Genomic DNA, 24,561 nt, shown 5'->3' on the forward strand with positions numbered 1-24,561 from the left:
GGGCCACTGTGTTCTGGCGACTGCCGGTCGTGTGTGGCTGGTCGCGCAGTTCCCCGCGCCCCTTTCGGGGCGCTCCAGTGGGCCTCCCTAGCCCGATGCCGGGGCTGCCGGACCCGGTGGGCCCGCTCTTGCCCTGGCCTCGGCGGTGAGCGGGCCTATGCCCGAGGCCGCTGTGACGTCCGAGATCTCTCCCTCGACCTCGCAGTGCACGAGTCGGCTTCTCTGGGCCCGTGCCACCCGTTCGGCCGTGGCGCAGGCCCCCTCGCCGCCCTTCATCCAGTGGTCGGCGGCGGCGAGGGCCGCGAGGTCGGCCGCGGCGGCCGCCTGATGCCCGACCACCACTGCCTGCCCCAGAGTGAGAACGGCACCGAACACGGCACACAGCACGGCGATCGCCCCCACGGCCCAGACGGTCGCGGAGCCTCTGTCCGAGCGGACCGAACGGACCAAAGAGAATGAACGGACCGAACGGACCGAACGGACCCAGCGGGACCAGCGGACCGAGCGGGCGACCCGCGACAGTCGGCCAGAGCCCGAGAACGTGCTCACCCGGCCTCCACTCCCTCCGTCGCGGCCGTCCCCACCGTCTGCTCGGCCAGCGCCACCGCCTCATGGCTGAGGTCGAGGCCCAGCCCGTCCGGGCCCGGCGCCCGGGCCGAGACGACCACACGAACGAAGTCGCCCTCCCGGCCCACGCTCACCTCCGCGCCGTCCGGCGCAGTCCTCCGGGCCGCCGCCACGACCGCGGCCGACGGATCCTGCCGCGCCGCGGCCCGAGCCCCGGCCCGGGCCGCGTCCACGATCTGGATCTGCGCGCAGGCGGCGAACAGGGCCCACACGAGCGCCGTCGCGAACAGCACCATCACGGGCAGGGCCATGGCTGCCTCGGCCGTCACGAACCCTTGATCGCCGCCCAGGGCCCTGCGGCGCCGACGTGGCTCATTTCCCGCCATTGAGGGCCCGCCCGACGATCTGCTGCAGCTCCGCCTGGACCTGCCCGCTGGTCACCACCTTGTAGAGCACCGCGGCGAAGGCCACCGCCGCGATGATCCCCACCGCGTACTCGGAGGTCACCATCCCCGCATCCCTCCGCGCCGCCCGCACCCGGCACATCACGGCACGCACCACCCGAACCCGCACCGCTTCCCGTACCGCCTTCACTGCCCCTACTGCCCCTACTGCCTCTACTGCCTTGTGCATCTCAACCCCCGTGAGGTTCTGTTCCGTTGACTACTGATCGCTGCTTATCGGTCATCGCTGGTCGTCACCGCTCGCCGCTCACCGCTCACCGTTCGTTCGTTCAAGTCCGCGCCGTCATCCCCCACCCCCTCCCAGCAGCCCGTCCGCCAGCCCGATCACCACCGGCAGCACCCCCACCGCGATGAAGGCGGGAAGGAAGCACAGCCCCACCGGCGCGGTGACCATCACGGCGGCCCGGCGGGCGCGTTCCGTCGCCGAGCGGCCCCACTCGGCGCGGGCCTCGGCGGCGAGGCGGGCGACCGGGGCGGCGGCCGGTACGCCGGACTCGTCGGCGCGCTCCAGAAGCCGTGCCAGAGCGCCGGCCCCGGGAAGAGCGGCCAACGCGCGCCACGCCTCGGCCGGTTCGCCCCCGAGCCGTGCCTCGGCCGCACCCCTGGCCAGCCGCTCGCCCACGGGCCCGCCCAGGGCCTCGCCCACGGCCTGTGCGGCCACCACGGGGCTCGCCCCGGCCGTGATACAGGCGGCCAGCAGATCGGCGGCGAGCGGCAGTTGGCGTGCGGCTCCCGCAGCGTCGTACGCCTCTGCCGGGTCACCGCCCGCGCGCCGCGCCCTCCGCAGCCACTGCCAGACCCCGACTCCCGCAGCCAGCCCCAGCAGCAGCCCCAGAAGGCCGCCGACGAGCACCCACCCGGCACAGACCGCCCCGGCTACCGGCAGCCATCGTCGTACGGCACCCCGTGGCACGAGGTCCCGTCGGGGCGGCTCGGCCGCGGCGGCGAGCACCGTGGCCAGCCGGGCACGCAGCCACCGTTCACGCCGCGCGGTGTCGAGCGACCGGGCCAGCCACCACAGTCCCACGACCGCGCCGATGACCACCCCCAGCCTGTGGATGACTTCCCCGCTCACGCGGCCTCAGCTCCCCGTACGATCCGAAGCGCCCACCACAGGCCGGCGCCCTCCAGCGCCGCGCCGACCAGCAGACAGCCCAGCCCGGCCGTGCTGTGCAGCACCACGTGCAGTGGGTCGGCGCCGAGCGCGGTGCCCAGCAGGAGGCCCAGTACCGGGAGACCGGCGAGCATCACCGCCGTCGACCGGGCACCGGCCAACTGGGCGCGCAGGTCTGCCCGCTGGTCCCGCTCCGCGCGCAGGGCACCCTCCAGACGGTCCAGCCCGGCCGCGAGGCCCGCGCCCCGGTCCACGGCCACCCGCCAGCACGCGGCGAGCCCCAGCAGCCCGTCGGCGCCCGGCAGCCGGGCCGCGTCCGCGAGCGCGCCCGGCACGTCCCCGCCGAACCGTGCCGCCGCCAACACCACGGCCTGGGCCTCGCCCAGCCCGCCCGAGTCCCGGGCGGCCCGCGCCAACGCCTCACCCGGCTGCCGCCCGGCCCGTGCCTCCCCGGCGAGCGCCGCGCACAGCGTGACCACGGCATCGCCCCGCCGCTCCCGGGCCCGGCGCTCCTCCGCCGCCCGCCGCACCCGCCTGAGCAACGGCACCCCGGCCGCCCCCGCGAGCACCGGCAGCACGGAGGCCCCCAGCACCGCGATCACCGCCCCGGCCACCGGCGCCCACCACTCCACCCCCAGCCGCCGTACCCGACCGACCACCCGCTCCCAGGCCGGCGGCCCCACCGCCCCGCCACCCGCCAACAGCGACCGAGCCCGCCGAACTCCGGCCCCGCGCCCATCCCCCGCCATCCAGGCCGCCGCCCCGGCACACGTCACGGCCACCACCCCGACCGACATCTCGCCGACCCCCGTCACCGCCGCTCACTCCCTTCCAGAAGTCCGTCGCCCCGCCCGGCCGACAGCCCGTTCCCGGACCTGACCGGCCCTCTGCTCCCCGGCTCTCCCCGCCCACCTCCCGGGGTCCGCCCTCGAAGCCCCTCCCCGTCCTCAACCCGATCCGGAAGCCCGTCACCCCGGCCGCGCAGCCCACCCCGAAACCCCTCTCCCCCGTCCTCAACCCGATCCGGGAGCCCATCGCCCCGGCCACGCAGCCCATCTCGGAGCAGCCCCCGCAGCCGCTCCCAGCCCCGCTCGTACACGAACGCCTCCGTGCCCCAGCGCAGCGCGGGTACGGTCACCACCAGCCCCGACTCGTCGCGCTCCAGCACATGCACCTCGGCGATCCGCCGCCGGCCGTCCCGGTCCCGTACGAGGTGCAGGACCACCGACAGCGCGGCCGCCAACTGGCTGTGCAGTGCGGCCCGGTCGAGCCCGGCGGCCGTGCCAAGGGCCTCCAGACGGGCCGGTACCTGTCCCGCGGCGTTGGCGTGCAAGGTCCCGCAGCCGCCCTCGTGGCCGGTGTTCAGGGCGGCCAGCAGAGAGACGACCTCGGGCCCCCGCACCTCGCCGACCACCAATCGGTCCGGGCGCATCCGCAGCGCCTGCCGGACCAGGTCCTGGAGTTCGACGAGGCCCACGCCCTCCTGGTTGGCCGGTCTGCCCTCCAGCCGCACCACATGCGGATGGTCGGGCCGCAGCTCCGCCGAGTCCTCGGCCAGCACGATCCGCTCGCCGGGGTCGACCAGGCCGAGCAGCGCGCTCAGGAGCGTGGTCTTGCCGGTCCCGGTCCCGCCGCTGATGACGTACGACAACCGGGAGCGGATCAGGGCCCGCAGGACCCGGTCGCCGCCGGGCGGCACCGTGCCCGCCGCCGCCAGTTCGGCGAGGGTGAAGGCCCGGGGCCGTACGACCCGCAGGGACAGGCAGGTGGAGCCGACGGCCACCGGTGGCAGCACCGCGTGGAGCCGGGTGCCGTCCGGGAGCCGGGCGTCCACCCACGGCCGGGCGTCGTCCAGTCGGCGTCCGGCGACGGCCGCCAGGCGCTGTGCGAGCCGTCGTACGGCCGCCGCATCCGGGAAGGAGACCCTGGTCAGCTCCAGGCCGCCGCCCCGGTCCACCCACACCCGGTCCGGTGCCGACACCAGCACATCGGTGACCGACGGATCGGCGAGCAGCGGCTCCAACGGGCCGCTCCCCACCAACTCCGACCGCAGCCGCTCGGCCGCTCCGAGCACCTCGGCGTCCCCGAGCACCCGTCCCCGCTCCCGCAACGCCTGCGCCACGCGCGCGGGCGTCGGCTCGGCCCCGCTCTCGACGAGCCACTGCCGTACCCCGTCCAACAGCCCGTCGTCGGGCATCCCGTTCACTCGGCCTCACCCACGATCAGAAACCACGCGAAAGGCTCAGGTCCCCACGGCTCGCCGCCGCCCGGCAGCCCGTCGTCACACATCCGATTCACCGTTCCTCGCCCCCGTCCAAGGCCCGGCGAGCCGTTTCTCCCGCCACCTGGCCGTCGTCCGAAACCCCGCGCCCGGTGCCCTCGCTCATCCGTGCTCATCCCCGACCGCCACCCGCTTCCAGAAGCCCTCGCAGAAGCGAGCGAGTGGCCCGCGCGGGATGCCTCCCGGGGGTTTGCCGCCGTCCGGCAGTCCGGCCTCGGCGGGCACTTCACCGGCGAGGGGGAGGCCGAGGAGGCGGGCGATCTCGTGGTCGTCGAGCCCCGGCGCGTACGGCCCCCGGACCGCGACGCGGAGGTCACGGAGGACCATCCCGAAGGCGGAGGCGACCCGTGAGGCGGCCGCGACGGCGCGTAGTTCGGCGGGAACGACCAGGATGCCCAGATCGATCTGGGCGAGAGCCTCGGCCACGCCTTCGTCGATGCGGCGCGGTAGGTCGACGACGACCGCGCCACCTCGCCGCCGGCCCGCGGCGAGGACCGCGCGCACCGCCTGAGGCGGGACGGCGACGGCGTCGCCGCGGTCCCAGCTGAGCACGCGCAGGGAGTGCAGCTCGGGCAGCGACTCCTCCAGGGCGCCGCCGCCGACCCGCCCGCGCGAGGCGGCGAAGGCCGGCCAGCGCAGTCCCTCGGCGCTCTCACCGCCGAGCAGCACGTCGAGGCCGCCGCCCAGCGGATCGGCGTCCACGAGGAGCGTGCGCCTGCCCTGTCGCGCGGAGGTGACGGCGAGCGCGCAGGCCAGCGTGGACGCGCCGGCGCCGCCACGGCCGCCGATCACGCCGACCGTGAGCGCGGGCCTGCCGACCCCTTCGGCCACGTCGGCGATGCGGTCGACGAGCCACTGCTCGCCGTCCGGCAGCATCAGGACGTGGTCCGCGCCGATCTCCACGGCCCGCTGCCAGACCCCGGAGTCGTCCTGGTCCTTGCCGACGAGCACGACTCCCCGTCTGCGCGCGGCCCCGCGCAGCCGCCGTGCCGCGTCGTCACCGACCAGCACGAGCGGCGCCGTCTCCCACCGGCCCCGGCCCTCCGGCACCCCGTGGTGGACCTCCGCTCTGGCGCCCGCGGCCGCGCACAGGCGCAGTAGGTCGTCCAGCAGGTCCACGTCCTCGGTGACGATCAACGGCCTGCCCTGCCGCCCCTCGGCGGCGGACGCCCGGTCGTCGGTGATGGCTCCCGCCACGATCTCCAGCCCCCTTCGCTGCGTCCCGCACGGGCCCCGCGGCCGGCCTTCCGGCGTTCGCGAGTCCCGCCCATGTCTGGACGCCCGTATCCACGGCACCCGGCCTTCCGGGCGCCCGTCTTCAACTCCTGTGTGAGAACCGGCGATCGGCCGCCATAGGGGCGGCCGAAGGAAACCGGCCATACGCGTCCGGGAAACCGAAGCGGCCATGAACTCGCCGCCGCCGGGACGCGCTGGAATCACGGTGCAGCCATCCCGGAAATCGTGTGGATCTTGGTCGATAACTGTGGACAACTCGACGCTTGTGAATATCGCCGTCACCCGAACAGGCGACGCGCGGGCGACTTCCACAGCGCAGCACCACGGCTACGCACAGTGAGGGATCCTGTGCTGGGGCAGAGGAAAGCCCACGAGGGCTCTGGTGCGCCTCGCGGGCTGGGAAGAGGTGGGGAAAACGCATCCGGACATGCGACGACCCCCACCGGGGGGGAGAGTGGGGGTCGTCTCCACGGCCGACTCGGGGGGGGAGGAGCCGGGCCGCGTTAGCACGGTCGCGAACGATCCGTGACTTCCATGGTGTACCCGAGAGGCCTCTCAGGCAAACCCACGCGCCCCACACTAGCCCGAATGGCGGGCGCCTATGCTCTGCCTCGTGGAAAACCACTCCTTGCCCCGTACAGCGGCCTTCTTCGACCTGGACAAGACGGTCATTGCGAAGTCGAGCACTCTCACGTTCAGCAAGTCGTTCTACCAAGGCGGCCTGATCAACCGCAGGGCCGCCCTGCGGACGGCGTACACCCAGTTCGTGTTCCTCGCGGGCGGCGCCGACCACGACCAGATGGAGCGGATGCGGAAGTATCTGTCCGCTCTGTGCCGGGGCTGGAACGTCCAACAAGTGAAGGACATCGTCGCCGAGACCCTTCACGACCTGATCGACCCGATCATCTACGACGAGGCGGCGTCCCTCATCGAGGAGCACCACATCGCCGGGCGGGACGTCGTCATCGTCTCCACTTCCGGCGCCGAGGTGGTCGAGCCGATCGGTGAACTCCTCGGCGCGGACCGGGTGGTGGCGACCCGGATGGTCGTCGGCGACGACGGCTGCTTCACCGGCGAGGTGGAGTACTACGCCTACGGTCCGACCAAGGCGGAGGCGATCCGGGAGCTGGCGGAGTCCGAGGAGTACGACCTCGCGCACTGCTTCGCGTACAGCGACTCGGCGACGGACCTGCCGATGTTGGAGGCCGTGGGGCATCCGCACGCGGTGAACCCGGACCGGACGCTGCGCAAGGAGGCCCTCGCGCGCGGGTGGCCCATTCTCGACTTCCACCGCCCGGTGCGCCTCAAGCAGCGGCTGGCCGTACGGCCGCGGCCCGCGCTCCTCGCGGCCGCCGCCATAGGCGCCGCGGCGGCCACCGCGGGGCTCGTCTGGTACGCGAGCCGGCGCCGGGTGGCGACCGCCTGACCTGTGGTCGCCGCATCGGCTGCCGATTCACCCTCTTTGAGCCCAAAAGTAAAGAAGCGCATCGAGGGCTTCCGCTTGCTCCGGTCCTGGAGTAGAAAGGATTCAAGGCCCGCGAGACCAAAGGACATCCGAAAGGATCACCTTTAAAAACTCATTTTGGCCCCACGGACCCAGCATGAACACCGGGCACCCACGCGACGTCGACCCGTCGATTACGGGCCAGCCGCACCAGGTCACGGGCCACAGTTCCCGGCCTGATGGGCAATATATCGAGGACGCTTGGTAACCGGGTGGACATGCCAGCGGCGGTACGAATTCTCGTACCGCCGCAACCCTTTTCCGGACTTCTAAGCCGCCCCGCGCTGCAGCGCTTCGCACACCGCTGTCGACTCGCGCGCGCCCAGTTCGATGGCTCTGCCGCAGTGGGCGATCCAGGCCGCCATCCCCGCCGGGGTGCCGGAGACATAGCCGTCGAGGGCGGCGAGATAGGCGGCGCGGCCGAGTTCCGCGTGGCCGACCTCCGCCGGGCAGACCGACTTGGGGTCGAGGCCGCTACCGATCAGGACGATGCGCTCGGCCGCGCGCGCGACGAGGCCGTTGTGGAAGCCGAAGGGCCGCAGGGCGAGCAGCTCGCCGTGGACGACGGCGGCGGTCACCAGGGCGGGGGCAGCACTGCCCTTGATGATCAGCTCCGAGAGACCGTCGAGCCGGCCTGCGACCTCGGCGGCGCCCGGCGGGGGCAGCTCGACGAGGGGCTCGTCGACGGGCTCGCCGTCCTGTCGGGGCCGTCCCACGCGCGCGTCGTCGCTTCCGGCCGCCACCAGGTGCAGCCGGGCCAGTACCCGAAGGGGCGACTGCCGCCAGATGGACAGCAGCTGGCCCGCCTCGGCGGTCAGCCGCAGCGCGGCGCCCACGGTGCGGGCCTCCAAGTCGCCGTCCTGGCCGCTGAAGTCGGTACGACGACGCACCTCTTCCAGTGCCCAGTCGGCACCGGACAGCGCCGCCGAACCACGCGCGCCGCGCAGGGCGGCCTCGGAGGTGACCGCGTTGCTGCGACGCCGCATGACGCGGTGGCCGTAGACCCGGTCCACGGCCTTGCGCACGGACTCCACGGACTCGGCCACACCGGGAAGCTCTCCCAGGGCCGCCAGCGGATCGGCGGCCGCACCTGTCGTACTCATGAGTACGACCCTACGCGCACCGGGCGCCCACCCCTCGAAGGAGTGGTGTTCCACCGCCACCTGAGCACCCTCGGCAATCGCCCCCCTACCCTTGGTGAACATGAAAATTGCTTTCGTCGGGAAGGGCGGGAGTGGCAAGACCACGCTGTCCTCCCTGTTCATCCGCCATCTCGCCGCCTCCGGAGCGCCGGTCGTCGCCATCGACGCCGACATCAACCAGCACCTGGGCGCCGCCCTCGGCCTCGACGAGTCGGAGGCCGCCGAGCTGCCCGCGATGGGCGACCGGCTGTCACTGATCAAGAACCATCTGCGCGGCTCCAACCCGCGGATCGCCTCCGCCGAGACGATGATCAAGACCACCCCGCCCGGCGACGGCTCACGCCTGGTGCGCGTCTGCGAGCCCAACGCGATCTATGACGCCTGCGCCCGCCCGGTGGAACTCGACGGCGGTGCGATCCGTTTGATGGTCACCGGCCCTTTCACCGACGCCGACCTCGGGGTCGCCTGCTACCACTCCAAGACGGGAGCGGTGGAGCTGTTCCTGAACCACCTGGCGGACGGCCGCGACGAGTATGTGGTGGTCGACATGACGGCCGGTTCGGACTCCTTCGCGTCCGGCATGTTCACCCGCTTCGACATGACGTTCCTCGTCGCCGAGCCGACCCGGAGAGGGGTCTCCGTCTACCGCCAGTACAAGGAGTACGCCAGTGACTACGGCGTCGCCCTGAAGGTCGTCGGCAACAAGGTGCGGGGCGACGACAACAACGACGACCTCGACTTCCTGCGCGCCGAGGTCGGGGACGACCTCCTGGTCGCCCTCGGGCACTCGGACTGGGTGCGCGCCCTGGAGAAGGGCCGCCCGCCCCGCTTCGAGCACCTGGAGGAGCCCAACCGCCGTTCCCTGCGCGTTCTTCACGACGCGGCGGACGCCACCTACGAGCTGCGCGACTGGGAGCGCTACACGCGCCAGATGGCGCACTTCCACCTGAAGAACGCGACCAGTTGGGGCAACGAACGGACGGGGGCCGACCTGGCGGCACAGATCGACCCCGAGTTCGTGCTCCGCGAAGGGGTTGCCGCTTCCGTGTGAGCGCGGCTACGGCTTGGCCGCCGGAGCCCCCGGAACGCCCTTGGGGGCCGGCGCCGGTCCGGCGGAGAGGAAGGTCTTCCAGCCCTCCTTCGGGGACTGACCGACCTCCAGGGTGCGCAGCCTGTCCAGGACCTTCGGGTCCTGGGCGTCGAGCCAGTCGGCGAGTTGCCGGAAGGAGACGCAGCGCACCTCGGCCTTGCCGCAGACCGTCTCGATGGTCTCCTCGACGGCCCGCATGTAGACGCCGCCGTTCCAGGACTCGAAGTGGTTGCCGATGATCAGGGGCGCGCGGTTGCCCTCGTAGGCGCGCTCGAAGCCCGCGAGCAGCCCGTCACGGAACTGGTCGCCCCAGTACTCCCGTTTGGCCGGAGCGCCCGCCCGGGCCCCGGACTGGTTCACGTAGAAGTTGTAGTCCATCGTCAGCGTCTCGAATGCGCGCCCCGGGACGGGGACGAGTTGCATCGACAGGTCCCAGAGCCCGTCCTTCTTCTCGGGCCAGACCTGCTCCTTGATGCCGCTGGTGTCATAGCGGAAGCCCAGTTCGCGGGCGGCCCTCATGAAGTTCTTCTGGCCCTCCAGGCAGGGTGTGCGGGCGCCGATCAGTTCCTTGTCGTAGTCGAAGGGCAGGGGCTCGGCCTCCTCCGTGCCGGTGTTGGTCTTCCAGGCCTTCACGAACGCCTTGGCCTGGGCGATCTCGCTCTTCCACTCCTCGACCGACCACTCGCCGACCCCGCCGCCGGGGCCGCAGAAGTGGCCGTTGAAGTGCGTGCCGATCTCGTTGCCCTCCAGCCACGCGCCGCGCAGCTGCTCCACGGTGTCCTTGATTCCGCGTACGTCGTTGAAGCCGATGTCGGAGCGGCCCGGTGAGTGCTGGGGCGGGCGGTACAGGTCCCGCTTCTCCTCCGGCAGCATGTACACGCCGCTGAGGAAGTACGTCATCGTCGCGTCGTTGGCGCGGGCCACCTTGCGGAAGTGCGAGAAGAGCCGCTGGCCGTCCTCGCCCGCGCCGTCCCAGGAGAAGACCACGAACTGCGGGGGCTTCTGACCGGGCCTCAGCCGCTCGGGTCCGGGCAGCTGCGGCTGGACACCGGTGTACGCGGTGGAGCCGTCGCCGATCAGCCGGACCGCGGCCTTGGGCGGCGCCTGGGCGCCCTCCTTCGTGACGGGTACGCCCCGCCCGCCCTCCTTCTCCGTTTCCTTCGCACCAGGTGAGCCGGCTGTCGGCTCACCGATCCCGCATCCGGCGAGCGCCGCGGCGCAGGTCGCGGCGAGCGTGACGCCGGCGGCGATCCTCTGGGTGACGGCCATGTCCGCCCACCTTCTTCCTTCGCTCAGGGGCAGAGCGGCCAACGTCACACAGAGTCTCGATCGAATTAATACGACAAGCCGATGAAAAGATTCATTCATCCTCATGGGTGACCATGTCACCCATTTGCCACTAATGTTCTTGCATTTCCTTTACCCTGCATTACGATTCGTTTACTGAGCGTTGAGAAATCCCGCCGCTGTACGCCGTGACCCACGGCCGCGAACCGACGCGACCGCGCAGCCCCGGAGGAGACGGGAGAACATGTCCGCCTGCGTCCCCACCCACGCCACCGACCCGGACCCGAACCGGACGGAGCTTGATCACCAACCGCCCAGCCCCCCGGAGGGCCCGCGCCGCCGGTTCCCTATCGCGGCCGCCGATCTGTCCGCCTCCATCGCGGTCTTCCTGATCGCCCTCCCCCTGTCCCTGGGCATCGCCCTCGCCACCGACGCCCCGCTCCAGGCCGGCCTCGTCGCCGCCGCCGTCGGCGGCCTCGTCGCCGGGCGCCTGGGCGGCTCCCCCCTCCAGGTCAGCGGCCCGGCGGCCGGTCTCACCGTCGTCACCGCCGACCTCATCCACCAGTACGGCTGGCGCACCACCTGCGCCATCACCGTCCTCGCCGGCCTCTCCCAACTGGGCCTGGCCCACCTGCGCGTGGCCCGCTCGGCACTCGCCGTCAGCCCCGCGATCGTGCACGGCATGCTCGCCGGCATCGGCGTCACCATCGCCGTCGCCCAGCTGCACATCGTGCTCGGCGGCACCCCGCAGAGCTCCGTCGTCGCCAACGTCGGCGCGCTGCCCGCCCAGTTGGCCGACCTGCACCCCGGCGCCCTGTCCCTCAGCGCGCTCACCCTCGCCGTTCTGCTGGCCTGGCCACGCATCCCGGGGCGCGTCGGCCGCGCCGTACGACGGATCCCGGCAGCCCTGATCGCCGTGGCCGCCGCCACAGCCGTGGCCGCGCTCACCGGGCTGCACCTGGCCCGCGTGGACCTGCCGTCCTGGTCCAGCCACGCCCTGCCGCAGCTGCCCGACGGCCCCGTCCTGGGCATCGCGGCGGCCGTCCTCACCATCACCCTGGTCGGCAGCGTCGAGTCCCTGCTCTCCGCCGTGGCCGTCGACAAGCTCGTCACCGCCCGCGGCGAACCCCGTGTCCCCCGCTCCGACCTCGACCGGGAACTACGCGGCCAGGGCGCGGCCAATGTGGTCTCCGGCGCCCTCGGCGGCCTGCCGGTGACCGGCGTCGCCGTACGCAGCGCGGCCAATGTGCACACCGGCGCCGTCAGCCGGAACTCCACGATGCTGCACGGCGTTTGGGTAGTAGCGGCCGCACTGCTCCTGGTCCCCGTCCTGGAGCTGATCCCCCTCGCCTCACTCGCCGCCCTGGTGATGGCCGTCGGGGTCCAGATGGTGTCCCTGCACCACATCCGCACGGTCACCCGCCACCGCGAGGTGCTGGTCTACGCCGTCACCACATTCGGCGTCGTCCTGCTGGGCGTCCTGGAAGGCGTCGCGCTCGGCATCGCCGTGGCCGTCGGTGTCGCCCTGCACCGCCTCACCCGCACACGCATCACCCACGAGGACAAGGAAGGAGTCCATCACGTCCGCGTACGAGGGCAGTTGACGTTCCTCGCCGTGCCCCGCCTCAGCCGCGCCCTGCATCAGGTCCCCCAGGGGGCCGCCGTGGTCGTGGAGCTGGACGGGTCGTTCATGGACCACGCGGCGTACGAGTCGCTGCAGGACTGGCAGCACGCGCACCAAGCGCGCGGCGGCTCCGTGGAGATCACCGGCCGCGCCGGCACCCGTATCGCCGAACCCGCCGGCACCTCGGCGGCCGGCTGCCGCTGCCGGCCCTGGACACCCTGGCGCAACCACCAGTGCGAGGCACCGGCCACCCCGGCCGCGGGCACACCGCAGGAGGAGGCGGCCGAGGGACCGCGCGGTCATCAACTGGCGCGCGGCATCAGCGCGTTCCAGCACCACACCGCTCCCCTGGTGCGCGATGAGCTGGCCCGGCTGGCGCGCGAGGGACAGCAGCCCTCGCAGCTCTTCCTGACCTGCGCCGACTCCCGGCTCGTCACCTCGATGATCACCTCCAGCGGCCCCGGCGACCTCTTCGTCGTACGCAATGTCGGCAACCTCGTGCCGCTGCCCGGGGAGGAGAGCGGCGACGACTCGGTGGCGGCCGCGATCGAGTACGCGGTGGAGGTACTGAACGTACGGTCCATCACGGTCTGCGGGCACTCCGGATGCGGCGCGATGCAGGCCCTGCTCAAGACCGACCCGAACGGCGCCCAGACTCCCCTCAAGCGCTGGCTGCGGCACGGCAGGCCCAGCCTGGACCGCGCGACCGACAAGAACAGACCCTGGGCCCGCCTCGCCGACCGCGAACCCGCCGACGCCGTCGAACAGCTCTGCCTGACCAACGTCATCCAGCAGTTGGAACACCTGCGAGCCCATGACGCCGTCGCCCGAGCCCTGCGTGAGGGCGCGCTCGAACTGCACGGGATGTACTTCCATGTGGGCGAGGCACAGGCGTACCTGCTCACCGAGGAAGCCCCGGACAGCGGAGTCTTCGACCAGGTCGCCGGAACGGCCGGGTCGGTCGGCCCGACCGGGCCGGTCCTGCACGACACGCGCGCGTGAACCGAACTCCGTCCCGGTCCGTGGGAACGGGTGGCGTCCTGGCCGCAGGGCCACCCACCCACAGGTCTAAACCAATCCGAGGAAGGCCCTTGTCATCGGGGGTCCGGGTCTGATGAGCTGTGGCCTGGGACACAACTGACGCCCCGGCAAAGCACCGCAAGGGAGATGTCGTGAGCAACGAAAGCCTGGCCAACCTCTTGAAGGAGGAGCGACGCTTCGCGCCGCCCGCTGACCTGGCCGCGAACGCCAACGTCACGGCCGAGGCGTACGAACAGGCCAGGGCTGACAGGCTCGGCTTCTGGGCCACGCAGGCCCGTCGGCTGACCTGGGCCAAGGAGCCGAGCGAGACGCTGGACTGGTCGAACCCGCCGTTCGCCAAGTGGTTCAAGGACGGCGAGCTCAACGTCGCGTACAACTGCGTCGACCGGCATGTCGAGGCCGGAAACGGCGACCGGGTCGCCATCCACTTCGAGGGCGAGCCCGGGGACAGCCGGGCCATCACCTACGCCGAGCTCAAGGACGAGGTGAGCAAGGCCGCGAACGCTTTGCTGGAGCTGGGAGTTCAGGCGGGCGACCGGGTCGCGGTCTATATGCCGATGATCCCGGAGACGGCCGTGGCAATGCTCGCCTGCGCCCGGATCGGTGCCGCGCACTCCGTCGTCTTCGGCGGCTTCTCCGCGGACGCGCTCGCGACCCGTATCCAGGACGCCGACGCCAAGGTGGTCATCACCTCCGACGGCGGCTACCGGCGCGGCAAGCCGTCCGCGCTCAAGCCGGCCGTGGACGAGGCGGTCACCAAGGCGGGCACCATCGAGCATGTCCTCGTCGTGCGCCGCACCGGCCAGGACGTCGCCTGGAACGACTCCCGTGACGTGTGGTGGCACGAGATCGTCGACCGGCAGCCCGCCGAGCACACCCCCGAGGCCTTCGGGGCCGAGCACCCGCTGTTCATCCTCTACACGTCCGGGACGACGGGTAAGCCCAAGGGCATCCTGCACACCTCCGGCGGCTACCTCACCCAGACGTCGTACACCCACCACGCCGTCTTCGACCTCAAGCCGGAGACGGACGTGTACTGGTGCACGGCCGACGTCGGCTGGGTCACCGGCCACTCGTACATCGTGTACGGGCCGCTGGCGAACGGCGCGACGCAGGTCATGTACGAGGGCACGCCGGACACCCCGCACCAGGGGCGGTTCTGGGAGATCGTGCAGAAGTACGGGGTGACGATCCTCTACACGGCTCCCACGGCCATCCGTACGTTCATGAAGTGGGGCGACGACATCCCCGCGAAGTTCGATCTGTCCTCCCTCCGCGTCCTCGGGTCCGTCGGGGAGCCGATCAACCCCGAGGCGTGGATCTGGTATCGGAAGCACATCGGGTCCGACGCGACGCCGATCGTGGACACCTGGTGGCAGACCGAGACCGGCGCGATGATGATCTCGCCGCTGCCGGGTGTGACGGCGGCCAAGCCCGGGTCCGCGCAGACGCCGCTGCCGGGCATCTCCGCGACCGTCGTCGACGACGAGGCGAACGAGGTGCCGAACGGCGGCGGTGGCTATCTGGTCCTCACCGAGCCGTGGCCGTCGATGCTGCGCACCATCTGGGGCGACGACCAGCGGTTCCTCGACACGTACTGGTCTCGGTTCGAGGGCAAGTACTTCGCCGGTGACGGGGCGAAGAAGGACGACGACGGGGACATCTGGCTTCTCGGGCGCGTCGACGACGTGATGCTCGTATCGGGCCACAACATCTCCACCACCGAGGTGGAGTCCGCGCTCGTCTCGCACCCGTCCGTGGCCGAGGCGGCCGTGGTCGGCGCGGCCGACGAGACCACCGGTCAGGCGATCGTGGCGTTCGTGATCCTGCGCGGTACGGCGAACGCCGAGGACGAGAGCCTCGTCGCCGACCTCCGCAACCACGTCGGCGCCACCCTCGGCCCGATCGCCAAGCCGAAGCGGATCCTGCCGGTGCAGGAGCTGCCGAAGACCCGCTCCGGGAAGATCATGCGGCGACTGCTGCGGGACGTGGCGGAGAACCGCCAGCTCGGTGACGTCACCACGCTGACGGACTCCACGGTCATGGACCTCATCCAGGCCAAGCTTCCGGCGGCGCCGAGCGAGGACTGAGATCACGTACGAGGACTGAGGTCGCGTACGTCGAGGCCTGACGATCCCGACGATTATGTACGGCCATGAAGGGCACCCGGTGACCAGCGCCGGGTGCCCTTTCTGCCCCTTGCATGCGGGAGGCACCGGGTACTTTAGGTAGACTAAACAAATAGGTGCGCCGGGAAGTCTGGTCGGCAAGTGTTTTGTCCTGCCCACCGACCGGAGGTCCCCGCCGTGACCGCGCCCCGCACCACCCCCACTCGCAAGGTTCTCGGCCGGCTCTCCCTGCCCGAGCGGACCTTCGTGGGGGAGGCGCTGCGCACCGAGACCGTCGGCGGTGTCCTGCTGCTCCTCGCCGCCGTCACCGCGCTGGTCTGGGTCAACGTCCCCCCGTTGCACGACAGCTACGAGAGCGTCAGCCACTTCCACTTCGGCCCCGAAGCCCTCGGCCTCAACCTGTCCGTCGCGCACTGGGCGGCGGACGGGCTTCTCGCGATCTTCTTCTTCGTCGCCGGCATCGAACTCAAGCGCGAGCTGGTGGCCGGTGACCTCAGGGACCCCAAGGCGGCCGCGCTGCCCGTCGTCGCCGCGTTGTGCGGCATGGCCGTACCGGCGCTCGTCTACACGCTCACCAACCTCACCGGCGGCGGCTCCCTGGCCGGCTGGGCGGTGCCCACGGCGACCGACATCGCCTTCGCGTTGGCCGTGCTCGCCGTCATCGGCACCTCGTTGCCGAACGCGCTGCGCGCCTTCCTGCTCACCCTCGCCGTTGTCGACGACCTGTTCGCGATCCTGATCATCGCGGTGTTCTTCACCGACAGCCTCGACTTCGCCGCGCTCGGCGGCGCCGCCGCCGGCCTCGCCGTCTTCTGGCTGCTGCTCAGGAAGGGCGTGCGCGGGTGGTACGTGTATGTCCCGCTCGCCCTCGTCATCTGGGGGCTGATGTACAACAGCGGTGTCCACGCCACGATCGCCGGTGTCGCGATGGGGCTGATGCTGCGCTGCACCCGGCGCGAAGATGAGGAGCGCTCCCCCGGTGAGCGCATCGAGCACATCGTGCGCCCCCTGTCCGCCGGTCTGGCGGTACCGCTGTTCGCCCTGTTCAGCGCGGGCGTCGCGGTGTCGGGCAGTGCGCTGGGGAGGGTGTTCACACAGCCGGAGACGCTCGGGGTGGTGCTCGGGCTGGTCGTCGGCAAGGCGGTCGGGATCTTCGGCGGGACCTGGCTGACCGCCCGCTTCACCCGGGCCTCGCTCTCCGAGGACCTGGCCTGGCCGGACGTCTTCGCGGTCGCCTCCCTGGCCGGGATCGGCTTCACCGTGTCCCTGCTCATCGGCGAACTGGCCTTCGAGGACGACCGGACACTCACCGACGGCGTCAAGGCGGCCGTCCTCACCGGTTCCCTCATCGCAGCGGTCCTGGCGACCGTCCTGTTGAAGATGCGCAACGCCAAGTACCAGGCCCTGTGGGCCGCCGAGGAGCGCGACGACGACCGCGACGGCATCCCCGACATCTACGAGCAGGACGACCCGGCGTACCACCTGCGCATGGCCGAGCTCTACGAACGCAAGGCCGCCGAACACCGCAGGCTTGCCGAAGTGGCGGGCGGGGCAGGCGATGGCGACGACGGTCCGGCATGATCTGACAGGACCGTACAAACGCATATGAGGGAGACCCCGATGAGCGCACCCGACGGCAGCCCGGTCGGAGCCGAACGCAGTGTCGGCCAGCTGTTCGCCTCGGCGACGGCCGAGATGTCCGCGCTGGTGCACGACGAGATCGCGCTGGCCAAGGCCCAGCTCAGGCAGGACGTCAAGCGAGGCGTGGTCGGCGGCGGGGCGTTCACGGCTGCCGGCGCCGTACTGATCTTCTCCCTGCCGATGCTGAGCTTCGCCCTGGCGTACGGCATCCGCACCTGGAGCGACTGGAATCTGGCGATCTGCTTCCTGCTGTCGTTCGCGGCGAACGTGGTGGTCGCCCTCGTACTGACGCTGATCGGCGTCGTCTTCTCGAAGAAGGCCAAGAAGGGCAAGGGCCCGCAGAAGGTCGCCGCCTCCATGAAGCAGACGGCGGGCGTGCTGCAGAACGCCAAGCCCCACCCCCGGCGGCCCGCCCCGGCCGACGACGCCGTCGAGGCTGTGGCACGCTCGACGTCATGACCGACCCCGCGACCACCCCGGCCGCCCCCTCGACTCAGCCCGCGTCTCCCGTACGACTCGACGTGCCCGGCGCGAAGGGGCTGATCCACCGGGACGTGGCCGCCAACGGCGCGCGTTTCCACATCGCCGAGGTGGGCGACGGGCCGCTGGTGCTGCTGCTGCACGGCTTCCCGCAGTTCTGGTGGACCTGGCGGCACCAACTGGTCGCCCTCGCCGACGCGGGCTTCCGGGCAGTGGCCATGGATCTGCGCGGGGTCGGCGGCAGCGACCGTACGCCCCGGGGTTACGACCCCGCGAACCTCGCTCTCGACATCACCGGGGTCGTACGGTCCCTCGGCGAGCCCGACGCCGCGCTGGTCGGCCACGACCTGGGCGGCTATCTGGCGTGGACGGCGGCCGTGATGCGCCCCAAGCTCGTCCGGCGGCTCGCGGTGGCCTCGATGCCGCATCCACGGCGCTGGCGCTCGGCGATGCTCTCGGACGTCAAGCAGACCTCGGCGGGCTCCTACATCTGGGGCTTCCAGCGGCCCTGGATCCCCGAGCGGCAACTCACCGCCGACGACGGCGCGCTGGTCGGCCGACTGATCCGGGACTGGTCGGGGCCTCGGCTGCCCGACGACGAGTCCGTGGAGGCGTACCGGCGGGCGATGTGCATCCCGTCGACGGCGCACTGCTCCATCGAGCCGTACCGGTGGATGGTGCGGTCCTTGGCCCGCCCGGACGGCATCCAGTTCAACCGCCGGATGAAGCGCCCGGTGCGTGTGCCCACGCTCCATCTGCACGGTTCGCTGGACCCGGTGATGCGGACGCGCAGCGCTGCGGGGTCCGGGGAGTACGTCGAAGCGCCGTACCGTTGGCGGCTGTTCGACGGCCTGGGGCACTTCCCGCACGAGGAGGACCCGGTGGCGTTCTCGGCCGAACTCATCAACTGGCTGAAGGACCCCGAGCCGGACCGGTGAACGGCGGGCAGGGCCCGGATGTGAACACCTGTTCCACGAACAGCCACTTGCCCGGCGCATAGGCCAATTGGGGGGCGTGGGGGCGGTTATCGACCTTGGGGCGGGGGCACACGTCGGGGTATGGGCTGGACGCACGACTACAGTGACGCAGCACGCAACCGCCGCTCGGCCGCGGGCCTGAGCTCCCACCAGAGGGGCGCCCCGCAACTGCCGGGCACGGACCCCCGCCTGGGCATTCCGCGCATCCTGCGGCGCCGGGCCCGCTGGGTCTCGGCCCGGCTGCGCCACCCCCGTCCCTGACCCGTACGGGGCGACCTTCACCGGACCTCACCACACGGGCATCGCCCGGCCGCCTCAGAGCGCGCAGCTGTCGCTGTCCACCTGCTGGTTGGCCGTACGGCCCTTGGCGATGTCCTCCTCGATCTCGTCCGCGGTGAGCGCGTAACCCGTCGCCGGGTCGTCGAGGGACTTCGCGAAGACCACGCCGTACACCTTGCCCTCGGGGGTGAGCAGCGGGCCGCCGGAGTTGCCCTGGCGGACGGTCGCGTAGAGCGAGTAGACATCGCGGTGGACGGTGCCGCGCTTGTAGATGTCGGCGCCGTTGGCCGTGATGCGACCGCGCACGCGCGCGGGGCGCACGTCGTACGCGCCGTTCTCCGGGAAGCCCGCGACGATCGCGTCGTCGCTGCTGACGGCGTCCTTGGTGGTGAACTCCAGCACGGGCGCCCTCAGGTCCGGCACGTCCAGTACGGCGATGTCGCGCTCCCAGTCGTAGAGGACGACCTTGGCGTCGTGCTTGCGGCCCTCGCCGCCGATCTGGACGGTGGGTTCGTCGACCCCGCCGACCACGTGCGCGTTGGTCATCACCCGGCGCTCGCCGAAGACGAAGCCGGTGCCTTCGAGGACCTTGCCGCAGCTCTGGGCGGTGCCCATGACCTTGACGATGGACCGCTTGGCACTCTGGGCGACCGGGCTGTTCGCGAGCGCCGGGTCGGGGGGCTGGACGTCGGTGATCGGCTCGTTCGAGAACGGGCTGAAGACCTGCGGGAAACCGTTCTGCGTGAGGACCGAGGAGAAGTCCGCGAACCAGGTGTCGGCCTGGTTGGGCAGGGCCCCGGCCACTCCCTGCAGCACCTTGGAGTTGCGGACCTCCTTGCCGAGCGTCGGCAGCGTCGTCCCGGCGAGTGCGGAACCGATCAGCCAGGCGACCAGGAGCATCGCCACGACGTTGACGAGGGCGCCGCCGGTGGCGTCCAGGGCGCGGGCCGGGGACCAGGTGATGTACCGGCGCACCTTGTTGCCGAGGTGGGTGGTCAGGGCCTGGCCGACCGAGGCGCAGACGATCACGATGACCACCGCGACGACGGCGGCGGCCGTGCTGACCTCCGAGTTGTCGGTCATCCAGTCCCAGATGACGGGCAGGGCGTAGACCGCGACGAGGCCGCCGCCGAGAAAGCCGATCACCGACAGGATGCCGACGACGAAGCCCTGTCGGTACCCCACGATCGCGAACCAGACAGCGGCGACCAGCAACAGGATGTCCAGCACGTTCACCGCTTCAAGCCTCGCCTCGTCACTTCGCGATCACTACAGGCCGGCCGGGGTCCGGTCCGCCGCGCGGCGACAGGGGGACGCCACAGGCCCCAAAAGACGCAGCACGGCAGACACCCTGTCATGAGCGCCAGTCGAGCGGGACCTGCTTCTCACGGTCCCAGGGGCGCTCCCAGCCCGCGTAGTGCAGCAGACGGTCGATCACTCCGGCTGTGAAGCCCCACACCAATGCCGATTCGACCAGAAATGCCGGACCCGCGTGGCCGCTGGGGTGAATGGCGGTGGCTCTGTTGGCCGGATCCGTGAGATCCGCCACGGGCACGGTGAAGACGCGGGCCGTCTCGTTCGGATCCACCACCCGGACCGGCGTCGGCTCCCGCCACCAGCCCAGGACGGGGGTCACGACGAAGCCGCTGACCGGGATGTACAGCTTCGGCAGCACGCCGAAGAGCTGGACGCCGGCGGGGTCGAGGCCGGTCTCCTCCTCGGCCTCGCGCAGAGCGGCCCGCAGCGGGCCGTCGGTCTGCGGGTCGCCGTCCTCGGGGTCGAGGGCACCGCCGGGGAAGGAGGGCTGTCCCGCGTGCGATCTGAGCGAGCCGGCGCGCTCCATGAGCAGCAACTCCGGCCCGTCCGGGCCGTCGCCGAACAGGATCAGGACCGCCGACTGCCGCCCCGAGCCGTTCTCCGGCGGCAGGAAGCGGCTCAGCTGCAACGGCTCGACCGTCTCGGCGGCGCGCACCACCGGGTCCAGCCAGGCGGGCAGGCCCGCCTTGTCCAGGCCCAGGTGCCCGCCCCGGGCGTGGTGCCCGTGGCCGGTGTCCGTACCGCCGTCCGTCCGGCTCGCGCGTGTCATACCCACCCCCGTCGTTCTTCCGGTCCCAACGCCCACAGGCCCGCCGATCGTTCCGCTCGGGCCGCACGTCCTTCTTGTGAGTGGCTCGCGGCGGGGTGGGAAGGCCGTGCGTCGGGTCTCTCCCCGCTGAGCGTCATCCGGCGGCTCCCAGCGGCGGGGCCGGGATGCCGCCCGCGTCCAGGTACGACTGCGGGGGCTTGAGGCGCTGGCCGGGGAAGCCGCCCTTCTCGTACTTCAGGAGCTTCCTGGCCTTCTCGGGGTCCGTCTCGCCCTCGCCGAACGCCGGGCAGAGCGGGGCGATGGGGCAGGCGCCGCAGGCCGGTTTCCGGGCGTGGCAGATACGGCGGCCGTGGAAGATCACGTGGTGCGACAGCATCGTCCACTCGCTCTTCGGGAAGAGCGCGCCGACGGCCGCCTCGATCTTGTCCGGGTCGGTCGCCTCGGTCCACCGCCAGCGTCGTACGAGCCGCTGGAAGTGCGTGTCCACGGTGATCCCGGGCCGGCCGAAGGCATTGCCCAACACGACGAAGGCGGTCTTGCGGCCGACGCCGGGCAGCTTGACGAGGTCTTCCAGGCGGCCCGGGACCTCGCCGTGGTGGTTCTCCACCAGGGCCTTCGACAGCCCTATCACCGACCTGGTCTTGGCCCGGAAGAACCCGCACGGCCGCAGGATCTCCTCGACCTCCTCCGGGTCGGCCGCGGCCAGGTCCTCGGGGGTCGGGTACTTCGCGAACAGCGCCGGTGTCGTCTGGTTGACCCGCAGGTCGGTCGTCTGCGCGGACAGGACCGTCGCGATGATCAGCTGGAAGGAGTTCTCGAAGTCCAGCTCCGGGTGGGCGTACGGGTACACCTCGGCGAGCTCGCGGTTGATACGGCGGGCACGGCGGACGAGGGCGGTGTGGGACTCGGCTTTGGGGGGCTTGGCGGGGGCGGCGGGGGACTTTTTGGCGGCGGGGGCCGTCTTCTCTTGCGCCGGGGTCGCCCCTCGCGCCCCGGGCGTCTTCCTCGCCGCCGGAGTCCTTCTTGCCGGCGCGGTCTTCTTCGCCGGAGCCGTGGTCTTCTGGGCGGGGTTCTCCGCCGCTGATGGATCGGACACCTTCGTCGCCTTTGCCGTTTTGTTCGTCCCCGTGAGGACCTGTTCGCCCACAGCGGAATCGCGCCGTACAACCACCCGCCCAGCCCCCTTGGCCTGTGCTCTCACCGGCGATTTGGACACCCGGCCAGCCTAAAGCCAGGCACCGACATCCGCCCCGGGCCCAGAAGACCGGCCCCCAATTGGACCCCTGGCGCTTACCCCGGGACATGTGTGCGGCATCCTTGTGACAGATCACACTGTTTGGTCCGTCCGGCAAGATGGGGAACACGGTCCCCTGGTAGTACGGGGAGCAAGATCCCCTGAGCAGGTCGACAAGGAGAGAACTCGTGGACGACGTTCTGCGGCGCGCCCCGCTCTTCGCGGCGCTCGATGACGAGCAGGCCGCGGAGCTCCGCGCCTCCATGGGTGAGGTGACCCTCGCGCGCGGTGACGCTCTCTTCCACGAGGGTGACCCCGGTGACCGCCTCTATGTGGTCACCGAAGGCAAGGTCAAGCTGCACCGCGCGTCGCCCGACGGCCGCGAGAACATGCTGGCCGTGCTGGGTCCCGGTGAGCTGATCGGCGAGCTGTCGCTGTTCGACCCGGGTCCGCGGACGGCGACGGCCACCGCGCTGACCGAGGTCAAGCTGCTCGGCCTCGGCCACGGCGACCTTCAGCCGTGGCTGAACGCGCGGCCCGAGGTGGCCGCGGCGCTGCTGCGTGCCGTCGCGCGGCGGCTGCGCAAGACCAACGACCAGATGTCCGACCTCGTGTTCTCGGACGTGCCGGGGCGGGTCGCTCGCGCGCTGCTCGACCTGTCGCGGCGGTTCGGTGTGCAGTCGGAGGAGGGCATCCATGTGGTGCACGACCTCACGCAGGAGGAGCTGGCGCAGCTGGTGGGTGCGTCCCGGGAGACCGTGAACAAGGCGCTGGCGGACTTTGCGCAGCGGGGGTGGCTGCGGTTGGAGGCTCGCGCGGTGATTCTGCTGGATGTGGAGCGGTTGGCGAAGCGGTCGCGCTGACGTCGGTTCGGCTGGTTACGTCGGTTCGGCAGGTTACGTCGGTTCGGCTCGTGGGTCGGTCCGGCTCGTAGGTCGGTTCCGTCGTTGGTTTCGGTCGTACGCCGGTTTCGTACGTCGATGGGGTTCGTCTCGTTCGCGGGGCGGGCCCCATTGTTTTCGCCCCCGCCGCCCTTACCCGTTCCCATCCCCAGGGGCTGCCGCCCCTTCGACCCCGCGTGTGCGCGCCCTCACGGGGCTCCGCCCCGGACCCCGCCAGGGGCGCTGCGCCCCCTGGACCCCCGCCGGATTTGGGCCCCGCTGATTTGGGGGCCCGCTGATTCGTGGCCCGCTGATTTGTGAGGTCCGCCGATCCGTGGCCCGCTGACTTGTGAGGCCCGCCGATTTGTGGGGCTCGCCGATTGTGGCCGGTGACTTGTGCAGCCCTCCGATCCGTGGCCCCCAGAATTGTGGCCGCCCATTCATTCGCTGAGCCCCCAGCTGACCGCTCGGCGCCGCACGCATAAATCGCCTGCCACCACCCGCCCCCGGAGGCACAGTGGTCGTATGGCCGGAACAGGGCGTCGAAGAGGGCTGGACAGTCGGGGGTACATCGAGCGGGAGGGGGCGCTCGGGCGGGTGCCGGGGGTGTTTCGGGCGGTGGTGGCGGTGGCTCGGGATCGGGTGTTGAACGTGTTCGGGGCGGGGCTGCACAGTGCGTATCTCTATGGGTCGATTCCGCGGGGGACGGCTCGTCCGGGGCGCAGTGATCTCGATCTGCTGCTGGCGTTGCGCGAGGAACCGACGGAGGCGGACCGGGCGGAGGCTCGGGGGCTGGACGAGGCCCTGGACGAGGAGTTCCCTCAGATCGACGGGGCCGGAACGCTGCTGGTCAGCCGGGCGCAGGTGCTCAGCGAGCCGGAGCGGTACGACCTGGGCTGGTTCGTGGCCTGCCTGTGCACTCCGCTGCTGGGCGAGGATCTGGCGGAGGACCTGCCCCGCTACCGGCCGGACTCCCTCCTGGCCCGTGAGACCAACGGCGACCTCGCGCTGCACCTGCCGCGCTGGCGGGAGCGGATCGCGGGCGCCGTCACCGACGAGGCCCGGCGGTCGCTCGTCCGCGGTTACTCCCGGCGGCTCGTCCGCACCGGGTTCACCCTCGTCATGCCCCGCTGGAACGGCTGGACCAGCGATCTGCACGAGATGGCGGAGGTGTTCGGCGCGTACTACCCCGAGCGAGCCGCCCGGATGCGCGCGGCGGCGGTGGCCGGGTACGAGCCGGGTGCCGGGGCGGGTGGGGCGGACGCCCATGACGCCGTTCTGCGGTCGTACGTGGATGATCTCGGGCCCTGGCTGGCCGAGGAGTACGCGCGCGTGCATGGCGTCAAGGCACCCCGCCCCGGGGACCGGTGAAGGGCCGGGGGGTCGGTGAGATCTTGAAGGGTGCCCTCGGGATACCCACGGAGGCCCTGGGAGCGGGTTGCTGAGGCCTGGGAAGCCGCTAGGGCGGGTGGGGCCTCTCAGGCGGCCGGGGCCCGGGAGAAGG

General features: G+C 71.6%; 22 protein-coding genes. 10 read left to right on the forward strand and 12 right to left on the reverse strand.

Features of this window, described 5'->3' with window-relative positions:
- Nucleotides 1-87 precede the first annotated feature (87 nt).
- The 7 genes from JIX56_RS20275 to ssd form a co-directional block, all read right to left on the reverse strand.
- Nucleotides 88-450: an Rv3654c family TadE-like protein gene (locus JIX56_RS20275; protein ID WP_257550980.1), complete on the reverse strand. Its 363-nt coding sequence runs from the start codon at nt 448-450 to the stop codon at nt 88-90.
- Nucleotides 451-545: 95 nt separating this feature from the next.
- A complete protein-coding gene (locus JIX56_RS20280; protein ID WP_257542626.1) occupies nt 546-953 on the reverse strand; it encodes a TadE family type IV pilus minor pilin in 408 nt (135 codons plus the stop codon).
- Nucleotides 940-1,113, reverse strand: a complete 174-nt coding sequence (locus tag JIX56_RS20285) for a DUF4244 domain-containing protein (RefSeq protein WP_257550982.1) — start codon at nt 1,111-1,113, stop codon at nt 940-942. Before JIX56_RS20285 ends, JIX56_RS20280 begins: the two co-directional genes overlap by 14 nt.
- 201 nt (nt 1,114-1,314) lie before the next feature.
- A complete protein-coding gene (locus JIX56_RS20290) occupies nt 1,315-2,106 on the reverse strand; it encodes a type II secretion system F family protein (protein ID WP_257542627.1) in 792 nt (263 codons plus the stop codon).
- Nucleotides 2,103-2,942 (reverse strand): type II secretion system F family protein, encoded by an 840-nt coding sequence (locus JIX56_RS20295; protein WP_257550984.1) that lies wholly within the window; start codon nt 2,940-2,942, stop codon nt 2,103-2,105. The genes JIX56_RS20290 and JIX56_RS20295 overlap by 4 nt, the downstream gene beginning before the upstream one ends.
- Nucleotides 2,943-2,956: 14 nt before the next feature.
- A complete protein-coding gene (locus JIX56_RS20300) occupies nt 2,957-4,342 on the reverse strand; it encodes a TadA family conjugal transfer-associated ATPase (protein WP_257550986.1) in 1,386 nt (461 codons plus the stop codon).
- A gap of 186 nt (nt 4,343-4,528) precedes the next feature.
- Nucleotides 4,529-5,623, reverse strand: coding sequence for a septum site-determining protein Ssd (gene ssd, locus JIX56_RS20305; RefSeq protein ID WP_257542628.1), 1,095 nt, complete (start codon nt 5,621-5,623; stop codon nt 4,529-4,531).
- Between the two features lie 640 nt (nt 5,624-6,263).
- Between ssd and JIX56_RS20310 the strand changes: the two genes are divergently transcribed.
- Nucleotides 6,264-7,088 (forward strand): HAD family hydrolase, encoded by an 825-nt coding sequence (locus JIX56_RS20310; protein ID WP_257542629.1) that lies wholly within the window; start codon nt 6,264-6,266, stop codon nt 7,086-7,088.
- 347 nt (nt 7,089-7,435) lie between these two features.
- Here the strand turns inward: JIX56_RS20310 and JIX56_RS20315 are convergent, their stop codons facing one another.
- Complete coding sequence (locus JIX56_RS20315) at nt 7,436-8,269, reverse strand: oxidoreductase (protein WP_257542630.1); 834 nt, start codon at nt 8,267-8,269, stop codon at nt 7,436-7,438.
- Between the two features lie 100 nt (nt 8,270-8,369).
- On the opposite strand from JIX56_RS20315, the gene JIX56_RS20320 reads away from it, so the two are divergent.
- Nucleotides 8,370-9,359, forward strand: coding sequence for an ATP-binding protein (locus JIX56_RS20320; protein ID WP_257542631.1), 990 nt, complete (start codon nt 8,370-8,372; stop codon nt 9,357-9,359).
- Between the two features lie 6 nt (nt 9,360-9,365).
- On the opposite strand, the gene JIX56_RS20325 is transcribed toward JIX56_RS20320, so the two are convergent.
- Nucleotides 9,366-10,667 carry a hypothetical protein gene (locus tag JIX56_RS20325; protein ID WP_257542632.1) on the reverse strand — a complete coding sequence of 434 codons (1,302 nt, stop codon included), beginning with the start codon at nt 10,665-10,667 and terminating at the stop codon, nt 9,366-9,368.
- Nucleotides 10,668-10,929: 262 nt separating this feature from the next.
- Between JIX56_RS20325 and JIX56_RS20330 the strand changes: the two genes are divergently transcribed.
- From JIX56_RS20330 to JIX56_RS20355, 6 genes are all read left to right on the forward strand, one after another.
- Entirely contained in the window at nt 10,930-13,311 is a 2,382-nt protein-coding gene (locus tag JIX56_RS20330; RefSeq protein ID WP_257542633.1) for a bifunctional SulP family inorganic anion transporter/carbonic anhydrase, read from the forward strand.
- A 170-nt stretch (nt 13,312-13,481) separates the two neighbouring features.
- Nucleotides 13,482-15,440 carry an acetate--CoA ligase gene (gene acs / locus JIX56_RS20335; protein WP_257542634.1) on the forward strand — a complete coding sequence of 653 codons (1,959 nt, stop codon included), beginning with the start codon at nt 13,482-13,484 and terminating at the stop codon, nt 15,438-15,440.
- Nucleotides 15,441-15,656: 216 nt separating this feature from the next.
- A complete protein-coding gene (gene nhaA / locus JIX56_RS20340; protein WP_257542635.1) occupies nt 15,657-17,060 on the forward strand; it encodes a Na+/H+ antiporter NhaA in 1,404 nt (467 codons plus the stop codon).
- Between the two features lie 39 nt (nt 17,061-17,099).
- Nucleotides 17,100-17,579 carry a phage holin family protein gene (locus JIX56_RS20345; protein ID WP_257542636.1) on the forward strand — a complete coding sequence of 160 codons (480 nt, stop codon included), beginning with the start codon at nt 17,100-17,102 and terminating at the stop codon, nt 17,577-17,579.
- Nucleotides 17,576-18,538: an alpha/beta fold hydrolase gene (locus tag JIX56_RS20350; protein WP_257542637.1), complete on the forward strand. Its 963-nt coding sequence runs from the start codon at nt 17,576-17,578 to the stop codon at nt 18,536-18,538. The genes JIX56_RS20345 and JIX56_RS20350 overlap by 4 nt, the downstream gene beginning before the upstream one ends.
- Before the next feature lie 120 nt (nt 18,539-18,658).
- Nucleotides 18,659-18,838, forward strand: coding sequence for a hypothetical protein (locus JIX56_RS20355; RefSeq protein WP_257542638.1), 180 nt, complete (start codon nt 18,659-18,661; stop codon nt 18,836-18,838).
- A gap of 54 nt (nt 18,839-18,892) precedes the next feature.
- Here the strand turns inward: JIX56_RS20355 and JIX56_RS20360 are convergent, their stop codons facing one another.
- From JIX56_RS20360 to nth, 3 genes are all read right to left on the reverse strand, one after another.
- Nucleotides 18,893-20,092, reverse strand: coding sequence for a MarP family serine protease (locus tag JIX56_RS20360; RefSeq protein WP_257542639.1), 1,200 nt, complete (start codon nt 20,090-20,092; stop codon nt 18,893-18,895).
- A gap of 118 nt (nt 20,093-20,210) precedes the next feature.
- The gene (locus JIX56_RS20365; RefSeq protein ID WP_257542640.1) at nt 20,211-20,942 is read right to left on the reverse strand and encodes an NUDIX hydrolase; all 732 of its coding nucleotides are present in this window, start codon (nt 20,940-20,942) and stop codon (nt 20,211-20,213) included.
- 133 nt (nt 20,943-21,075) lie between these two features.
- The gene (gene nth, locus JIX56_RS20370; RefSeq protein ID WP_257542641.1) at nt 21,076-22,038 is read right to left on the reverse strand and encodes an endonuclease III; all 963 of its coding nucleotides are present in this window, start codon (nt 22,036-22,038) and stop codon (nt 21,076-21,078) included.
- 326 nt (nt 22,039-22,364) lie between these two features.
- Between nth and JIX56_RS20375 the strand changes: the two genes are divergently transcribed.
- Both JIX56_RS20375 and JIX56_RS20380 read left to right on the forward strand, forming a co-directional pair.
- Nucleotides 22,365-23,039 (forward strand): Crp/Fnr family transcriptional regulator, encoded by a 675-nt coding sequence (locus JIX56_RS20375; protein ID WP_200307423.1) that lies wholly within the window; start codon nt 22,365-22,367, stop codon nt 23,037-23,039.
- A 543-nt stretch (nt 23,040-23,582) separates the two neighbouring features.
- Nucleotides 23,583-24,428 (forward strand): nucleotidyltransferase domain-containing protein, encoded by an 846-nt coding sequence (locus JIX56_RS20380; RefSeq protein WP_257542642.1) that lies wholly within the window; start codon nt 23,583-23,585, stop codon nt 24,426-24,428.
- The last annotated feature ends 133 nt before the right edge of the window (nt 24,429-24,561 follow it).

Source organism: Streptomyces sp. CA-210063, assembly GCF_024612015.1.
In the GTDB taxonomy this organism is placed as follows: Bacteria; Actinomycetota; Actinomycetes; order Streptomycetales; family Streptomycetaceae; genus Streptomyces.